Consider the following 15,405-nt stretch of genomic DNA (forward strand, 5'->3'; position numbering starts at 1 on the left):
ACTTAAACATATATTGTAGATATGATCAACATTACTTTCCCAGACGGTTCTGTTCGCTCGTATGAGCAGGGCGTTACTGGACTTCAGATTGCCGAAAGCATCTCGCCAGCTTTGGCACGCAGCGTATTGGCTTGCGGAGTGAATGGCGAAACAGTGGAACTGAACCGCCCCATTATGGAAGATGCTCAGGTTGAGCTTTATAAATGGGACGATGAGCAAGGTAAACACACATTTTGGCACACTTCTGCACACTTGTTGGCGGAGGCTTTGCAGGAGTTGTATCCTGGCATCCAATTTGGTTTCGGACCTGCTGTCGAGAACGGTTTCTTCTATGATGTGCTGCTGAAAGACGGCGAAAGCATCAAAGAGAGTGATTTCCCAAAGATTGAAGCTAAAATGAAGGAACTGGCTTCGAAGAAAGAGCCCGTGGTTCGCAAAGAGGTGGCCAAGGCTGATGCCCTCAAGGAGTTTGCAGCAGCAGGACAGACCTATAAGTGTGAACACATTGAGCAAGATCTTGAAGACGGTACCATCACAACTTATACACAGGGAGCATTTACCGACCTTTGTCGTGGTCCGCACCTCATGAACACAGGAGAAATCAAGGCTATCAAGCTCACCAATGTTGCTGGAGCTTTCTGGCGTGGCGATGCTACACGTCACCAGATGCAACGTCTCTACGGTGTATCATTCCCCAAGAAGAAGATGCTTGACGAATACCTCGTTATGCTGGAAGAAGCCAAGAAGCGCGATCATCGTAAGATCGGCAAGGAAATGGAACTCTTCATGTTCTCAGAGAATGTTGGTAAGGGACTTCCTATCTGGCTTCCCAAGGGTACAGAACTTCGTTTGCTCTTGCAGGAACACTTGCGTAAAGTACAAAAGCGCTTTGGATATAAGGAAGTTATTACTCCGCATATTGGTTCTAAAAACCTCTACGTTACCTCAGGGCACTATGCACATTATGGCAAGGATTCATTCCAACCCATCCATACTCCAGAGGAGGATGAGGAGTACATGTTGAAACCTATGAACTGTCCGCATCACTGCGAGATTTTTGCATGGAAACCTCGTTCATATCGCGATCTGCCTTTGCGCATTGCTGAATTCGGAACAGTTTATCGTTACGAACAGAGCGGTGAGCTTCATGGACTGACTCGTGTGCGTTCGTTCACGCAAGATGACGCTCATATCTTCTGTCGTCCTGATCAGGTAAAACAAGAGTTCCTCAACGTAATGGACATTATCGGAATCGTGCTGAAGGCTTTCGGCTTCAATTTTGAAGCACAGATTTCTCTTCGTGACCCTAACGACCATGAGAAGTATGTGGGAACCGATGAGGACTGGGCATTGGCAGAGAAAGCCATTGTTGAAGCATGTGAGGAGAAAGGTCTCCATGCCAAGGTAGAATATGGCGAGGCTGCTTTCTATGGTCCTAAACTTGACTTCATGATTAAGGATGCCATTGGTCGTCGTTGGCAGTTGGGTACCATTCAGGTAGACTACAACCTGCCTAAGCGTTTCAAGTTGGAATATACCGACGAGGACAACCAGAAGAAGACTCCTGTCATGGTACACCGTGCACCATTCGGTTCACTCGAACGTTTCACCGCCGTACTTATTGAGCATACAAGTGGACATTTCCCACTTTGGCTCACACCTGATCAGGTAGCTATTTTGCCTCTGTCAGAGAAATATAACGACTATGCCAAGGAAGTTGCTAAGATGATGCAAGATGGTGGTGTACGTCCTACCATTGACCTGCGCAACGAAAAGCTCGGTAGAAAGATTCGCGACAACGAATTGAAGCGTATCCCATACATGGTGATTGTAGGCGAAAAGGAACAAGCAGATCGCACAGTTGCAGTACGCCCACAAGGTGGTGGCGAGCAGAAGGTGATGACCATCGAAGACTTCATTGCTCACATTAATGCCGAAGTGGATGAGATGACCAAGGACTTCTAAGATAGAATACACTGATTATTCATAAGATAGGCTGCCAACCTTTCCGTAATTGGATGAGGTTGGCAGTTTTTCTTTATGTGTGATTTTTAATCTCTAATCGTCATACTTCTCTTTGACGTTGAGCCTATTTCAGTATGTCCATTGTATGCTTTGGCTATTTATACATCGGTATTTTTTATCTTTGCCTTTTTTCTTTTGCTTTTATGCCGAGAATATTTTCATGAACCAATTATATTCTGTAACTTTGCATTTGAAAGTACTAATGTATAACAAATATAATAACATGAAACAATTATTCTTCATTCTTGCGTTCCTACTGGCAACCGGTGGTAGCGTAATGGCAAAATCAGTTAAAAAACAACATGTAATTCTTATCGGACTTGATGGGTGGGGAGCCTATAGTGTACCTAAGGCACACGACATCCCTAATATCAAGAATATGATGGAACACGGTGTATACACACTAAAGAAAAGAAGTGTGTTGGAGTCAAGCTCTGCCATCAATTGGGCATCTATGTTTAATGGTGCATGTACAGAACAACACGGCTACACCGAATGGGGATCTCGCACTCCAGAAATTCCATCGGCAATAGTAAATAGTCGTGGAATCTTCCCTACTATATACTCTATTTTGTACGAGCAACATCCTGAGGCGGAAACAGCTTGCATGATGGAGTGGGATGGTATTAAATATTTAGTGGATAGTTTGGCAATAAGTAGGGTGGAGGTAGTGGCTGATTACTTAAATAACCTTGACAAACTGACTGAACTTGCGGAAGATTATATCAAGGAAAAGCGTCCCAATTTTGCAGCATTCTGTTATGACGGTATTGACCATGCTGGTCATGAGTCTGGTCATGACACACCAGCCTATTACGATGCAATTGCAAGAGCCGACCGCTATGTGGGTCGTATCATTCAAGCCACAAAAGATGCAGGTATCTTTGAAAATACCATATTTATTATAACCTCCGATCATGGTGGTAAGGAGAAAGGTCATGGCGGTAAGACATTATTAGAAATGGAAACCCCATTTATTATCTATGGAAAAGGTATTAAGGAGGGATATCAAATTACAGATGTGATGATGCAGTTTGACGTGGCTGCCACTATTGCTGAAATTTTCCATCTAAAACGTCCCCAGGCATGGCGTGGACAACCCATTACCAGTGTCTTTAAAGGTCGCAGATAATCTTCTTGATGAAGCGACTCTATTAAACGGAAAAAATAATTCATTATAAAAACATAGGTTGCTAAGTATCCTCTTTCATGATAAGTTAGCAACCTATGTTTTTTATACGAGTTAGCCATATAGCTTTCACCAAGCGTGCCAACTAAAGAGAGCCTTAAAGCATTCCTTTGGTGCTGGGTAGTTGGTAATGGAAGATATCGCGTTTGACGGCCATGCGCAAAGCACGTGCAAGGGCCTTGAAGATGCCTTCAATTTTATGGTGCTCGTTTTGACCTTCAGCACGGATGTTGAGGTTCATGGCAGCCGCATCACTCAGACTCTTGAAGAAATGCAGAAACATCTCTGTTGGCATTTCGCCAATGCGTTCACGATGAAATTCTGCATCCCATACCAACCATGGGCGTCCACCGAAATCTAAACATACTGAGCATTGACAATCGTCCATGGGCAATGCGTAACCATAACGCTCAATGCCTCGTTTGGATCCTAAAGCCTGATGCAGGCAAGCGCCCAGCGCCAAAGCGGTGTCCTCTATGGTGTGGTGCTCATCGACGTGAAGGTCGCCTTTGGTGTGGATGGTCAAGTCCATCATACCGTGTTTTCCAATCTGTTCAAGCATGTGGTCGAAGAACCCTAATCCAGTATGTATGTCACATTGCCCCGTACCATCAATATTCAAACGAACGTAAATATCAGTTTCTTTGGTGGTGCGTCGAACCTCGGCAGTACGGTCACCAGCAAAGATGCGTTCTGTAACCTCATTCCAGTTGCCGATTTGAGCAAATTGGCAACCAATATTTTCTGCAAATTGTCTATCAGTATCTCGGTCGCCAATCACATAGCTGTGAGCCATGTCGTAGTCGGGGTTGTTCATGTATTTCTCCACCAGACCAGTAGCGGGTTTACGCGTAGGCGCATTGTCGTTTGGAAAATGGCGGTCGATGAGTATATCATCAAATTCAACACCTTCGCCCTTCAGCGTTTGAAGTATGAAATTATGAACAGGCCAAAATGTTTCTTCAGGAAATGAATCGGTTCCTAATCCGTCCTGATTGCTCACCATGACAAGCTCATAGTCGGTGTGTTGTCTGAGAAAAGCAAGGTTGCCGATGGCGCCCTCTACGAATTGCAGTTTCTCAAAAGCATCAATTTGTTCGTCCTCGGGTTCTTTGATTATGGTTCCGTCCCGGTCTATGAAGAGTATTCTTTTCATGTTAATTTATGGGGTTTGTGAAAATATATCAAGTGTATGATTTTTATTATATTCTGAAGTTCCATTCATGCCGCATTTTCTCGCCATGGCAGATTTAAAGCGAGCTTTACCTCTGCTCATTTGGCTTGCCGAAAACGTTGGATTTCATCCTTCGTTTTCTCGCCATGGCAGATTTAAAGCGAGCTTTACTTCTGCTCATTTGGCTTGCCGAAAACGCTCTTGTTCACGAGAAACAATGGCGCCATAAGCATAATAACTGTGGAATAGAGCCGGAAGAGTGGCGAAAAACTGGAAAAATCCACAGATGGTAAATGTCACAAAGGTAAGCATTGGCATATAGGCAGGCATGGACAATGGGTCACCATAAAGTTGGCCTGTCTGTGCCGAGAGGTTGGCCATAAACAGGATTTTGGCAGGAAGGCAGATGATGAGATCAACGATGATGGCCCATAGAACATCTATGATTACGATAGCGAAAAGACCACCCCAAAAACGGAATCCCCCTTTGTAGTTGGCACGCAAGGCCTGTAGGAAAGGAGTGCGTTCACAAAATATATAATGTATCAGGGTAGGAACGATGGGTAGTCCGAAGGCAATAATCAAGAGGGAAAGAATAACTACTGCCACACACACGGTAGTAGAATGAGTAGCGAAAGATTGAGGTGAGGCTATGGAATATGCGATGGTACCGCCTGCCAATAATGCAATGGGTATTATCGTTAGTAAGGAAGTGAAAATACCGCCTTTAACGGTTCGCCACGCTAATAGAAAATTGGGCTTCCACCAACTTGTAGGCAACACTAATGTATGGTTTTCTTTGTGCTCTTTAAGACGTGTCAACACACACCCTATGGTAACTGCGAGTAATAGCATACATACAATCACAAAGACCACGAGAAGTCCACCAGTGATAAAATAACTCTTCTGTGAGTCAATAAGTGCAGTACTGTCTGCACCGTATTGTGTTAAAGTTATCAGTTTCATAACGACCTTGGGCATTTGTACCGCAGCAACCAATCCTGTAAGACCGACCATAAGTGAGTAGGCTAATGCCATCAGCCATGAAGACTTAAATACAGTGCGAAAATGTGCTGTATAGAAACGGAATCCAGAAGAAACAACTGCTCTGTAGCTGCGCGGTTTCATCAGCTCGTCGATTTGCTCTTTACTATTCATTTAATCTTTAATTTTAGAAATCGAAGCCAAAGGTAGTCAATTATATTTAAAAAATAGGTGAAGACTGCAAAGAATTAAGAGATTTTTTCTAACTTTGCATGAAATTAAAGAAACTATACGCATGTTAGAGACCGTAAAATGGGGATTTATCGGTTGCGGAGAAGTAACTGAGAAAAAAAGTGGACCTGCCTTTTCTGAGGTTGAGGGTTCTACTGTAGTGGCTGTTATGAGTCGTACCGAAAAACGTGCACGAAGCTATGCTGTTTGCCATGGAATACCCAAATGGTACACAGATGCTCAAGAGCTCATAGATGACCCTGATGTCAATGCCGTCTATGTTGCCACGCCTCCGTCGAGTCATGCTACTTATGCCATTATGGCCATGCGTGCAGGAAAACCCGTTTATGTGGAGAAGCCATTGGCTGCCTCATATGACGATTGTGCGCGAATCAATCGAGTAAGTGAAGAAACAGGAGTGCCCTGTTTTGTAGCATATTATCGTCGTTATCTGCCTTATTTCCTTAAGGTGAAGGAAATTGTGGATAGTGGTCGTATTGGTCGTCTTGTCAATGTGCAGGTGCGTTTTGCTGTGCCTCCACGAGCACTTGACTATGACCGACCAGATAAAATGCCGTGGCGCTTGCAGCCCGATGTGGCAGGAGGTGGCTATTTCTACGATTTGGCTCCTCATCAGTTGGATTTGTTGCAATATATGTTTGGCACCATTATTGAGGCTCGTGGAATTAAGGCTAACAGAGGTGGTCTCTATGAGGTTGAAGATTCCGTTAGTGCCTGCTTCGAATTTGAAAACGGAGTACCAGGAAGTGGCTCCTGGTGTTTTGTAGCTCATGAGTCAGCACAGGAAGATCGTATCGAACTGATTGGTGATCAAGGATCGGTGAGTTTCTCAGTATTTGTCTATCAGCCAATTCGTCTGCATACCAGCGAAGGCGAGGAAAACATTACCGTACCTAATCCCCCATACGTACAGTATCCCATTATTAAGAATGTGATAGAACATTTGAGAGGTATTGGCGTTTGTGAGTGTACAAGTATATCGGCAACTCCAGTTAATTGGGTGCTCGATCGTATTCTTGGTAAGTTCTAAAAAAAAGATGATGACGGTGGAATACTTAAGAATGGTATTGATTGTTCTTGTGTTGGCATTGGCTACGACGATGAAAGGCCATGCTACTCAAGTTCTGCCGTCTGTTAACTATCCTGTAAAAGCGGAAACTGATACACAAAAAGTACCAACGGAAGTTTCTGTACCTCCCAAGCGCAAATTGAGTTGGTTGCGGCGTACTATACGCGGATTCAGTTATATTGATACAAATTATGTAGAACCGCAACATTATAACTGGGCAGTTATGCTACAAGCTACCCAAAGTTACGACATCTATCAATTACGTACGTCAGAGAAGAATGGGCAGTCTTTGACATTTTCTCCGAATCCGACCGTAAAAATCGGACCGTATTTTGGATGGAGGTGGGTGTTTCTTGGTTATACTTTCGATGTAAAGCACTTTGGATTCAACCAAGAAAAAGCCAAACAAGGTTGGGATTTTAGTATCTATGCTGCACAGGTCGGTCTTGACATTTTTTATCGTAAGACAGGAAGCGATTACAAAATAAGTAGGGTGAGACTATCTGATAAAAGCTCAGAGCAGCTGTTGAAAGGCCACTCATTTGATGGACTCAAGGTTGGAACTACAGGTTTCAATCTCTATTATATTTTCAACCACCAACGTTTCTCTTATCCTGCTGCTTTTGCACAAAGTACATGTCAGAAAATCAGTTGTGGTTCATGGATGGCTGGTATAGGATATTCGCACAATAGTCTGTCGTTTGACCACGAACGGTTACAAGATCTTATAGATAAAAACGAAGGAATGCATGGTGAACAACTCGATAGTGCACTAATGTTCAATAAAGTGAAATACTACAACTATAATGCTTCCGTGGGCTATGCTTATAATTGGGTTTTTGCACCTAATTTTCTGTTCTGCGCCAGTACATCGTTGGCTCTTGCCTATAAAAAAACGAAGGGAGAAATGAAAGAACCTGCAGCACATGGATTTGATATAAACAATGTTAATATTGATGGAATAGGACGATTCGGGCTTGTCTTCAATAATACCCGTTTTTTTGCAGGACTGAGTGCTATCGTCTATTGGAACAACTATAAGAAATCTCGTTTTTCCGCAAGTAATATATATGGTACAGTAAATGCCTATGTAGGTTATAATTTCGGTAAACGTGGAAGATATAAAAACAGAAAACAGTGATGAAAAAATATATTCTGATGCTCATTATGGGCATTTCGCTGCAAATTCACGCACAACGTTGTGTTTATCAAAAGGTGGATAGTGTAAAAATTGTGACTATGCTGCAAAAGGCGGTTGATAATCATAAGAACAAGACGCCGCTATTCTTTGCCCATCAATTGATAGGACGGCCTTATGTGGCTCATACACTTGAAGGTCAACCGACAGAACGACTTGTGGTTAATACCCGACAGCTTGACTGTACCACCCTTGTGGAAACGGTGACCGCACTTACCATCTGTGCAAAAAACAAGCAAACCTCGTTCGATGCTTATTGTAGCATGTTGGAAAAATTACGTTACCATCATCACAAAATCAATGGATATACGTCCAGATTGCATTATTTTACAGACTGGATACTGTCTAATGGAAAAGCCGGATGGGTTAAGGAAATTCAAAGCAACAATACCCCATTTACTGCGGTACAAAACGTCCGTGTAGGCTATATGAGTGCTCATCCGCTATCCTATGTGGCCTTGAAGAACAATCCTAAGGATGTCAAAGTGATAGCTGCACAAGAACGGAAACTTACAGGACAGACCTTCAGTTATATTCCCAATAAACAGATTACAAATAGCAAGATTCTTCGACAGACGATACATGATGGCGATATTTTAGCTATTGTAACCAATAAGAAAGGGCTCGATATTTCACATGTCGGATTTGCAGAATGGAAAAGTGATGGATTGCATTTACTCAATGCGTCTATGATACATAAAAAAGTGGTGCTCGAACCTATGACACTTGCTCAGTATATGAAGAAGCATCCATCATTTCTTGGAATTCGCGTTATTAGAATAAAATAGTATAAAACAAATTTAAAACTGAAAAATATGGAATTACCTGATTTCATGAGTTATGCCAACAAGTTCTCTCAGTCAGACTTCGTTGAAAAGATTTCACGCATCGCTAAACGTGCCGGTGCGAAGTTGGTCTATGCGGCCCTTATCCTGTACTATACGTTACAAAGCGACAAAGTAAGTACAGCCAATAAAGCGCTGATTATTGGAGCGCTGGGATATATGATAAGTCCCTTGGATGGTATTCCTGATGCAATTCCCATTGTGGGATTGACCGATGACCTTGCAGTATTGCTCTATGTACTGAAAAAAGTATGGGGCGATGTGGCACCTGAAATACAGGAAAAAGCAAAACAACGCTTAAGCAAATGGTTTGACGAGGACGAAATAGAAGAAGCAAACGATCTCTTCGGTAAGTCAGAATGATCCGAGAATACGACGTTAGAGTAATACCGCAAGTGGCTGCCTGCGAACAGAATCTTGTGGCGTTTTTGGCAGATGAGTACGGCTTTGACAGACGTACGGTGAAAAGTGTACGTGTCTTGCGGCGGAGTATTGACGCAAGACAACGTAGGGTGGTGGTAAACCTCAAGGTGCGATTATACATCAACGAACTGCCCACAGACGAGGCCTACGAACAGACAATTTATGGCGATGTGTCAGACAAACCTGCCGTTGTGGTAGTGGGCGAGGGGCCTGGCGGACTTTTTTCCGCTTTACGCCTTGTGGAGCTCGGACTTCGTCCTATCGTGTTGGAACGCGGTAAGGATGTTCGCGAAAGAAAGCGTGATCTTTCGTTGATAACCAAAAATCAACGTGTTGATGGCGAAAGCAACTATTGCTACGGAGAAGGTGGGGCAGGTGCCTATTCAGATGGAAAACTCTATACACGTAGCAAAAAAAGAGGAAACACTACCAAAATACTCAATGTGTTCTGTCAGCATGGTGCTTCAACCGCTATATTGGCAGACGCACATCCTCATATTGGTACCGATAAGTTGCCACGTGTGATAGAAAATATGCGCCACACCATTTTACAATGTGGAGGTGAAGTGCATTTTCAAACGAAGATGACACGGCTCATGTTGAAAGACGATGTGGTGGTAGGTGTAGAGGCTGTCTATTTACCCACAGGAGAACAGCAAGTTTTCAAGGGCCCCGTGATTCTCGCAACAGGACATTCTGCACGTGATGTCTATCGTTATCTCGCAGATGCGCATATTGAGTTGGAAGCCAAAGGAATTGCTGTTGGTGTGCGCCTGGAGCATCCTTCTGCTCTGATAGACCAAATTCAGTATCATTCTAAACAGGGACGTGGACGTTATCTTCCTGCCGCAGAATATTCTTTTGTGACGCAGGTTGAAGGACGTGGTGTATATTCGTTTTGTATGTGTCCGGGAGGTTTCGTAATACCTGCCGCAACAGATCAGCAACAGATTGTTGTTAACGGAATGTCACCTAGCAACCGAGGTGGACAATGGAGTAATAGCGGTATGGTAGTAGAAATCAGACCAGAAGACGTGGAAGGAGATGATCCACTTTGCATGATGCGTTTCCAGCAACAGATGGAGTATGACTGTTGGTTGCAAGGCAATAGGAAACAAACCGCTCCAGCACAACGTATGGCTGATTTCGTAAATGGTAGACTCAGTGCCGACCTACCGCGGTCATCGTATGCACCAGGGCTCATATCTTCACCACTTCACTTTTGGATGCCACCAGCTGTAAGCAATCGGTTAAAAGCAGGATTTTTACAGTTTGGAAAGTCATCACATGGTTTTTTAACCAACGAAGCATTGATGATAGGCGTTGAAACTCGTACCTCTTCGCCAGTACGTATTGTACGCGACCGTGACACTTTAATGCACGTTCGCATTAGAGGACTTTTTCCTTGTGGTGAGGGCGCAGGCTATGCGGGAGGAATTGTTTCAGCAGGCGTCGATGGAGAACGTTGTGCCGAAATGTGTGCTAAATATTTGGGTGTTTGCTGATTTTTTAGTAATTTTGCGCGGAAATTGAAACAATAAATTCATTGCAATGAATATTTCTTATAAATGGTTAAAAGAATATGTTGACTTCGACCTGACGCCACAGGAAGTGTGTGACGCCTTGACATCTACTGGTCTCGAAGTTGACGCACTTGAAGAAGTTCAGAGTATTAAAGGTGGTCTTAAAGGTCTGTATGTTGGCAAAGTAGTCACCTGTGAAATGCATCCTAATTCAGATCATCTGCATGTGACAACTGTTGACCTCGGTCGTGAGTCACTATCGCAGATCGTATGTGGAGCGCCAAATGTTGCTGAAGGACAGAAAGTTATAGTGGCAGATTTGGGCTGTGTCCTGTATGATGGTGATAAGGAGTTTGTTATTAAGAAATCAAAACTGCGAGGTGTAGAATCTTGTGGTATGATTTGTGCAGAAGACGAGATAGGTGTTGGTAATTCACATGATGGAATTATCGTATTGCCTGAAGATGCAAAGGTCGGAATGACTGCCGCAGAATATTACCATTTGGAGAGCGATTGGCTCATCGAGGTTGATATTACTGCCAATCGTGCTGATGCACTTTCACATTGGGGAGTGGCTCGCGACCTTTATGCTTGGCTCAAGCAAAATGGTTATAAAACACAACTTCACAAGCCTTCAACGGCAGATTTTAAGGTAGATAACCACGACTTACCCATTGAAGTGGTTATTGAGAACCAGGAAGCTTGCAAGCGTTATGCATGTGTTAGTGTTACAGACTGTGAAGTGAAAGAATCCCCTGATTGGCTGAAAAATAAACTTTCTACCATCGGTCTGAGACCAATCAATAACATCGTTGATATTACCAACTACGTGATGATGGCACTGGGTCAACCTTTGCATTGTTTTGACGCAGATATGGTAACAGGACGAAAGATTGTAGTGAAAACCATGCCAGAGGGAACTCCATTCCAAACTCTTGATGGAGTAGATCATAAACTTTCAGAACGTGACCTCGCCATTTGTAATGCAGAATCACCTATGTGTATTGCAGGTGTATTCGGTGGAAAGGGTAGTGGTACGTATGAAAGCACTCGTAATGTGGTTCTTGAGAGTGCTTATTTCCATCCTACCTGGATAAGAAAGTCTGCACGTCGCCACGGTCTGTCAACCGATGCTTCATTTAGATTTGAGCGTGGTGTAGATCCGAATGGTACAGTAGAGGCTTTGAAATATGCAGCATTGCTTTGTAAGCAGTTGGCAGGTGGTAAGGTTTCTATGGAAATCTGTGATGTATATCCAAAACCTATTAAAGATGCAGTGGTTGACCTGAAGTTTGACTATGTAAACTCACTCATTGGAAAAAACATCGATGTGGTTACATTGAAGTCAATCTGTCTCTCGCTCGAAATGGAAATCATTGAAGAAAACGAACTTGGCTTAACACTTAAAGTTCCAGCCTATCGTGTAGATGTACAACGTCCTTGTGATGTGGTTGAAGATATTTTACGCATCTATGGTTACAATAATGTGGAAATTCCAACACAGTTGAAGAGTTCACTCGTTATAAAAGGTGAGGAAGACCATAAACACAAAATGGCCAATCTCGTCAGCGAACAACTTGTTGGCATGGGCTTCAATGAAATTCTAAATAATTCGCTGACAAAAGCCACTTATTATGATGAACGTCAGGATACGTTGGTGAAAATCATGAATCCGCTTTCATCTGACTTGAACGTCATGCGACAATCATTGCTTTATGGAGGATTGGAAAGTATTGAACACAATGCCAATAGAAGAAATGGAAACTGCCGTTTCTTCGAATTTGGAAATGTTTATTATTTTGATCCGAATAAGACAAATGAAGAAAATCCAATGCAAGCCTATACAGAACAGTATCACCTCGGTATTTGGCTCACTGGTAAACGAATTACAGGATCTTGGGCGCATCCTGACGAAGATTTCTCATTTGCAGAACTGCGCGCTTACGTTGAAAACATCCTTACTCGAATCGGATTACAGTCTGGTATGGTTGTGCGCAAAAAATCAACAAATGAGATTTTTAGTGCTGGACTGACATACGAAAATCGTGGTGGTAAGGTTTTGTTGGAGATGGGCGTTCTGTCAAAGAAGGAACAGAAAGCTGCAGGTATCGACACACCTGTATATTATGCAGAACTGAATTGGACAGCTTTGATGAAAGCTGTACGCAAACAAAAGGTTCTTTACACCGAGATTGCAAAATATCCTATAGTAAGCCGTGATCTTGCATTGCTTATTGATCAACAGGTTGAATTTGCTCAGATTGAGGAGGTTGCCCGTCAGACAGAAAAGAAACTCTTGAAGAAAGTGGAACTCTTTGACGTCTATGAAGGAAAGAACCTTCCAGAAGGTAAGAAAAGCTATGCAGTAAATTTCATTCTCCAGGATACTGAGAAAACGATGGGAGATAAACAGATTGATGCTATCATGCAGAAGCTCATCAATAACCTTAAGCAGAAACTTGGTGCCGAACTTCGTTAATTCAAAGAAATAATAATAAAAAAATACAATAAAATGGGAAGAGCATTTGAATATCGTAAAGCTGCAAAGCTGAAAAGATGGGGCCACATGGCCAAAACATTCACAAAAATTGGTAAACAAATAGCAATTGCCGTTAAGGCTGGTGGACCAGACCCTGACATGAACCCTGCTTTGCGTGCCATTATTGCCAATGCAAAGCGCGAAAACATGCCGAAGGATAACATCGAGCGTGCTATCAAAAACGCCATGGGTAAAGATCAGAGTGATTATAAGGAAGTGACTTATGAAGGATATGGTCCTCATGGAATTGCCATCTTCGTAGATACACTGACCGACAATACCACCCGTACTGTGGGAGACGTACGCTCGGTATTCAACAAGTTCAACGGAAACTTGGGTACTCAAGGATCACTCTCTTTCCTTTTCGACCATAAGGCCGTGTTCACTTTCAAAAAGAAAGATGGATTGGATATGGATGAGATGATTCTTGACCTCATTGATTACGGAGTAGAAGATGAATTCGACGAAGATGAGGAAGAAAACAGCATCACCATCTATGGTGATCCGCAGTCTTTTGGCGCAATTCAGAAGCATTTGGAAGAAAACGGATTTGAAGTAACAGGCGCTGAGTTTACTCGTATTCCTAACGACCTCAAAGATGTTACTCCAGAAGAGCGTGAGACTATCGACAAAATGGTTGAAAAGCTTGAGGACTTCGATGACGTTCAGACTGTTTATACAAACATGAAACCTGAAATCGTAGAAGAATAATAAGTTGGTCTCAATGGCAACAAAGCATATTTGTTACGAAACGCATGGTACATGTTCTAGAATGATTGATGTAACTTGCGATGAAAATAATATTATTCAGCAGGTCTTTTTTCTTGGAGGTTGTAATGGCAATCTTCAAGGAATTGGCCAACTGGTGAAAGGACAGCATATTGATAATGTGATCCGCAAAATTAATGGAATTCGTTGTGGAACAAAAAATACCAGTTGTCCTGACCAACTTTGTAGGGCTTTAGAAATTCTTAAAGAAAAAACGGTTGATGATTAAATCATTAACCGTTTTTTCTTCACTTTCTTATCAGATGTACGTTATTTCGTCTATGATGCTAATTTGCTAGGTATTGGAAGATATTCACTTTTGATAGTCTTTTGCCTTATATATCACGTCAAGAAGTTTCTGACCTTGTTGCTTACGTGAATAATAAACGTAGCGAAAGTTGTAGCCAGCTTCTTTATAAATTTTTAGTGATGTGGCATTTCTTAAGTCCATCAGCATTTGCTGTTTTAGTTCAGACTTGTTCACTATTGCAGAGTCATCCAGTACACCACCTAAGGTGTAAGCATAACACAATGTGTGGGATTGTTTGTCGAATGTCAGACTGTCTATTGTTACATCTTTGGCAATAAGTGCAGGACAGTTTTTCTCTGTATATGCTTGGGCTTCGCGCTGGCAACGTTGCTCTAAGGTCTCTTGACAAGCTGAAAACATTGCAATAGCAATTATCGTGTATATACCGATGTGTTTCATTCTATTTATCTTATTATTTTCTATTCACTTGTTGATTTGATAGTTATTTTACCCTTACTTGCTCCGGTGTCATCCATCGATAGAGATTGCAACCGATAAAGTTGCCAATAACCTCAGAGACATAAATCAACGCAACGATAGGTTGACAAACCACATCCCAAGGTGCGGCAAGAAAATAAAATGCATCGGCGATACTATGGGTGAATCCACAGAGAATGAAAACTGGCACACCGAGTAAGAGTGCTAACATTTTACCCTGTCGTGCAAATTGAACAGCAGTCGTCATAATAAAACCACATCCGATGGCCAACAAACCGCATGCAAATGGACCTTTGGTAATACGCCCTGTCAATATATCTCCTGCTTTGTCAATACAATCAGGATGAGTATATCTGATGGCAAGGGCTGTTAAAAGACAACCAATAATGTTTCCGATGAGTACTATAACGAGCATCGACCAGTCGCCATGTCGGCGTATAAAACCTGCAGTTCCTGTGTATAATTTCAATCCATAATACACTACGGTTGTTAAGCCAAAAGCGAAGAGTACTGCACCAGCTACTCCTCCTACTTTGAGATTGACTGTTCCACCAATTGCAATGCAGATACCAGCCAAAATAGCCAACGGAAAATGTGTGTTGAATGTTTCTTTTAGGTTCATATTTATATTATTTAATTTGAATTCAATGATCTACGACATGTACTGT

14 protein-coding genes are annotated in these 15,405 nt (G+C 42.5%); 10 read left to right on the top strand and 4 right to left on the bottom strand.

Features of this window, described 5'->3' with window-relative positions:
- The first annotated feature begins 21 nt into the window (after positions 1–21).
- Positions 22–1,965, top strand: a complete 1,944-nt coding sequence (gene thrS, locus CIK90_RS00240; RefSeq protein WP_094390801.1) for a threonine--tRNA ligase — start codon at positions 22–24, stop codon at positions 1,963–1,965.
- Positions 1,966–2,248: 283 nt separating this feature from the next.
- On the top strand, positions 2,249–3,157 hold the full coding sequence (locus CIK90_RS00245) for an alkaline phosphatase (RefSeq protein WP_094464051.1): 909 nt from the start codon (positions 2,249–2,251) through the stop codon (positions 3,155–3,157).
- Between the two features lie 154 nt (positions 3,158–3,311).
- Here CIK90_RS00245 and hisB read toward each other — a convergent pair whose 3' ends face one another.
- Both hisB and CIK90_RS00255 read right to left on the bottom strand, forming a co-directional pair.
- Entirely contained in the window at positions 3,312–4,370 is a 1,059-nt protein-coding gene (hisB, locus tag CIK90_RS00250) for a bifunctional histidinol-phosphatase/imidazoleglycerol-phosphate dehydratase HisB (protein ID WP_094435338.1), read from the bottom strand.
- A 195-nt stretch (positions 4,371–4,565) separates the two neighbouring features.
- Positions 4,566–5,546, bottom strand: a complete 981-nt coding sequence (locus CIK90_RS00255; protein WP_094464026.1) for a hypothetical protein — start codon at positions 5,544–5,546, stop codon at positions 4,566–4,568.
- Positions 5,547–5,667: 121 nt separating this feature from the next.
- Between CIK90_RS00255 and CIK90_RS00260 the strand changes: the two genes are divergently transcribed.
- From CIK90_RS00260 to CIK90_RS00295, 8 genes are read left to right on the top strand one after another with little or no spacing between them, the layout of a single operon-like run.
- Complete coding sequence (locus CIK90_RS00260) at positions 5,668–6,654, top strand: Gfo/Idh/MocA family protein (protein ID WP_094390798.1); 987 nt, start codon at positions 5,668–5,670, stop codon at positions 6,652–6,654.
- Positions 6,655–6,661: 7 nt separating this feature from the next.
- Positions 6,662–7,834: a DUF4421 domain-containing protein gene (locus tag CIK90_RS00265; RefSeq protein WP_094390797.1), complete on the top strand. Its 1,173-nt coding sequence runs from the start codon at positions 6,662–6,664 to the stop codon at positions 7,832–7,834.
- Positions 7,834–8,679, top strand: coding sequence for an N-acetylmuramoyl-L-alanine amidase-like domain-containing protein (locus CIK90_RS00270; protein ID WP_094390796.1), 846 nt, complete (start codon positions 7,834–7,836; stop codon positions 8,677–8,679). Before CIK90_RS00265 ends, CIK90_RS00270 begins: the two co-directional genes overlap by 1 nt.
- A gap of 27 nt (positions 8,680–8,706) precedes the next feature.
- A complete protein-coding gene (locus CIK90_RS00275) occupies positions 8,707–9,099 on the top strand; it encodes a YkvA family protein (protein WP_173824974.1) in 393 nt (130 codons plus the stop codon).
- On the top strand, positions 9,096–10,664 hold the full coding sequence (locus CIK90_RS00280) for an NAD(P)/FAD-dependent oxidoreductase (protein ID WP_094390794.1): 1,569 nt from the start codon (positions 9,096–9,098) through the stop codon (positions 10,662–10,664). The genes CIK90_RS00275 and CIK90_RS00280 overlap by 4 nt, the downstream gene beginning before the upstream one ends.
- A 46-nt stretch (positions 10,665–10,710) precedes the next feature.
- Positions 10,711–13,161 carry a phenylalanine--tRNA ligase subunit beta gene (gene pheT, locus CIK90_RS00285; protein WP_094464027.1) on the top strand — a complete coding sequence of 817 codons (2,451 nt, stop codon included), beginning with the start codon at positions 10,711–10,713 and terminating at the stop codon, positions 13,159–13,161.
- Positions 13,162–13,194: 33 nt separating this feature from the next.
- A complete protein-coding gene (locus CIK90_RS00290; protein WP_094390792.1) occupies positions 13,195–13,932 on the top strand; it encodes a YebC/PmpR family DNA-binding transcriptional regulator in 738 nt (245 codons plus the stop codon).
- A 13-nt stretch (positions 13,933–13,945) separates the two neighbouring features.
- Positions 13,946–14,218 (top strand): TIGR03905 family TSCPD domain-containing protein, encoded by a 273-nt coding sequence (locus CIK90_RS00295; RefSeq protein WP_094464028.1) that lies wholly within the window; start codon positions 13,946–13,948, stop codon positions 14,216–14,218.
- An 84-nt stretch (positions 14,219–14,302) separates the two neighbouring features.
- On the opposite strand, the gene CIK90_RS00300 is transcribed toward CIK90_RS00295, so the two are convergent.
- Complete coding sequence (locus CIK90_RS00300) at positions 14,303–14,698, bottom strand: hypothetical protein (RefSeq protein WP_144007178.1); 396 nt, start codon at positions 14,696–14,698, stop codon at positions 14,303–14,305.
- A gap of 43 nt (positions 14,699–14,741) precedes the next feature.
- On the bottom strand, positions 14,742–15,359 hold the full coding sequence (locus CIK90_RS00305; RefSeq protein ID WP_094464030.1) for a formate/nitrite transporter family protein: 618 nt from the start codon (positions 15,357–15,359) through the stop codon (positions 14,742–14,744).
- Between the last annotated feature and the right edge of the window lie 46 nt (positions 15,360–15,405).

The organism is Prevotella sp. P5-126 (genome assembly GCF_002251185.1).
Taxonomy (GTDB): domain Bacteria; phylum Bacteroidota; class Bacteroidia; order Bacteroidales; family Bacteroidaceae; genus Prevotella.

What these genes read in the sequence shown, in the direction of transcription:
- thrS (WP_094390801.1), top strand. Translation starts at nt 22, where the DNA reads ATGATCAACATTACTTTCCCAGACGGTTCTGTTCGCTCGTATGAGCAG.
- CIK90_RS00245 (WP_094464051.1), top strand. Translation starts at nt 2,249, where the DNA reads ATGAAACAATTATTCTTCATTCTTGCGTTCCTACTGGCAACCGGTGGT.
- hisB (WP_094435338.1), bottom strand. Translation starts at nt 4,370, where the DNA reads ATGAAAAGAATACTCTTCATAGACCGGGACGGAACCATAATCAAAGAA.
- CIK90_RS00255 (WP_094464026.1), bottom strand. Translation starts at nt 5,546, where the DNA reads ATGAATAGTAAAGAGCAAATCGACGAGCTGATGAAACCGCGCAGCTAC.
- CIK90_RS00260 (WP_094390798.1), top strand. Translation starts at nt 5,668, where the DNA reads ATGTTAGAGACCGTAAAATGGGGATTTATCGGTTGCGGAGAAGTAACT.
- CIK90_RS00265 (WP_094390797.1), top strand. Translation starts at nt 6,662, where the DNA reads ATGATGACGGTGGAATACTTAAGAATGGTATTGATTGTTCTTGTGTTG.
- CIK90_RS00270 (WP_094390796.1), top strand. Translation starts at nt 7,834, where the DNA reads ATGAAAAAATATATTCTGATGCTCATTATGGGCATTTCGCTGCAAATT.
- CIK90_RS00275 (WP_173824974.1), top strand. Translation starts at nt 8,707, where the DNA reads ATGGAATTACCTGATTTCATGAGTTATGCCAACAAGTTCTCTCAGTCA.
- CIK90_RS00280 (WP_094390794.1), top strand. Translation starts at nt 9,096, where the DNA reads ATGATCCGAGAATACGACGTTAGAGTAATACCGCAAGTGGCTGCCTGC.
- pheT (WP_094464027.1), top strand. Translation starts at nt 10,711, where the DNA reads ATGAATATTTCTTATAAATGGTTAAAAGAATATGTTGACTTCGACCTG.
- CIK90_RS00290 (WP_094390792.1), top strand. Translation starts at nt 13,195, where the DNA reads ATGGGAAGAGCATTTGAATATCGTAAAGCTGCAAAGCTGAAAAGATGG.
- CIK90_RS00295 (WP_094464028.1), top strand. Translation starts at nt 13,946, where the DNA reads ATGGCAACAAAGCATATTTGTTACGAAACGCATGGTACATGTTCTAGA.
- CIK90_RS00300 (WP_144007178.1), bottom strand. Translation starts at nt 14,698, where the DNA reads ATGAAACACATCGGTATATACACGATAATTGCTATTGCAATGTTTTCA.
- CIK90_RS00305 (WP_094464030.1), bottom strand. Translation starts at nt 15,359, where the DNA reads ATGAACCTAAAAGAAACATTCAACACACATTTTCCGTTGGCTATTTTG.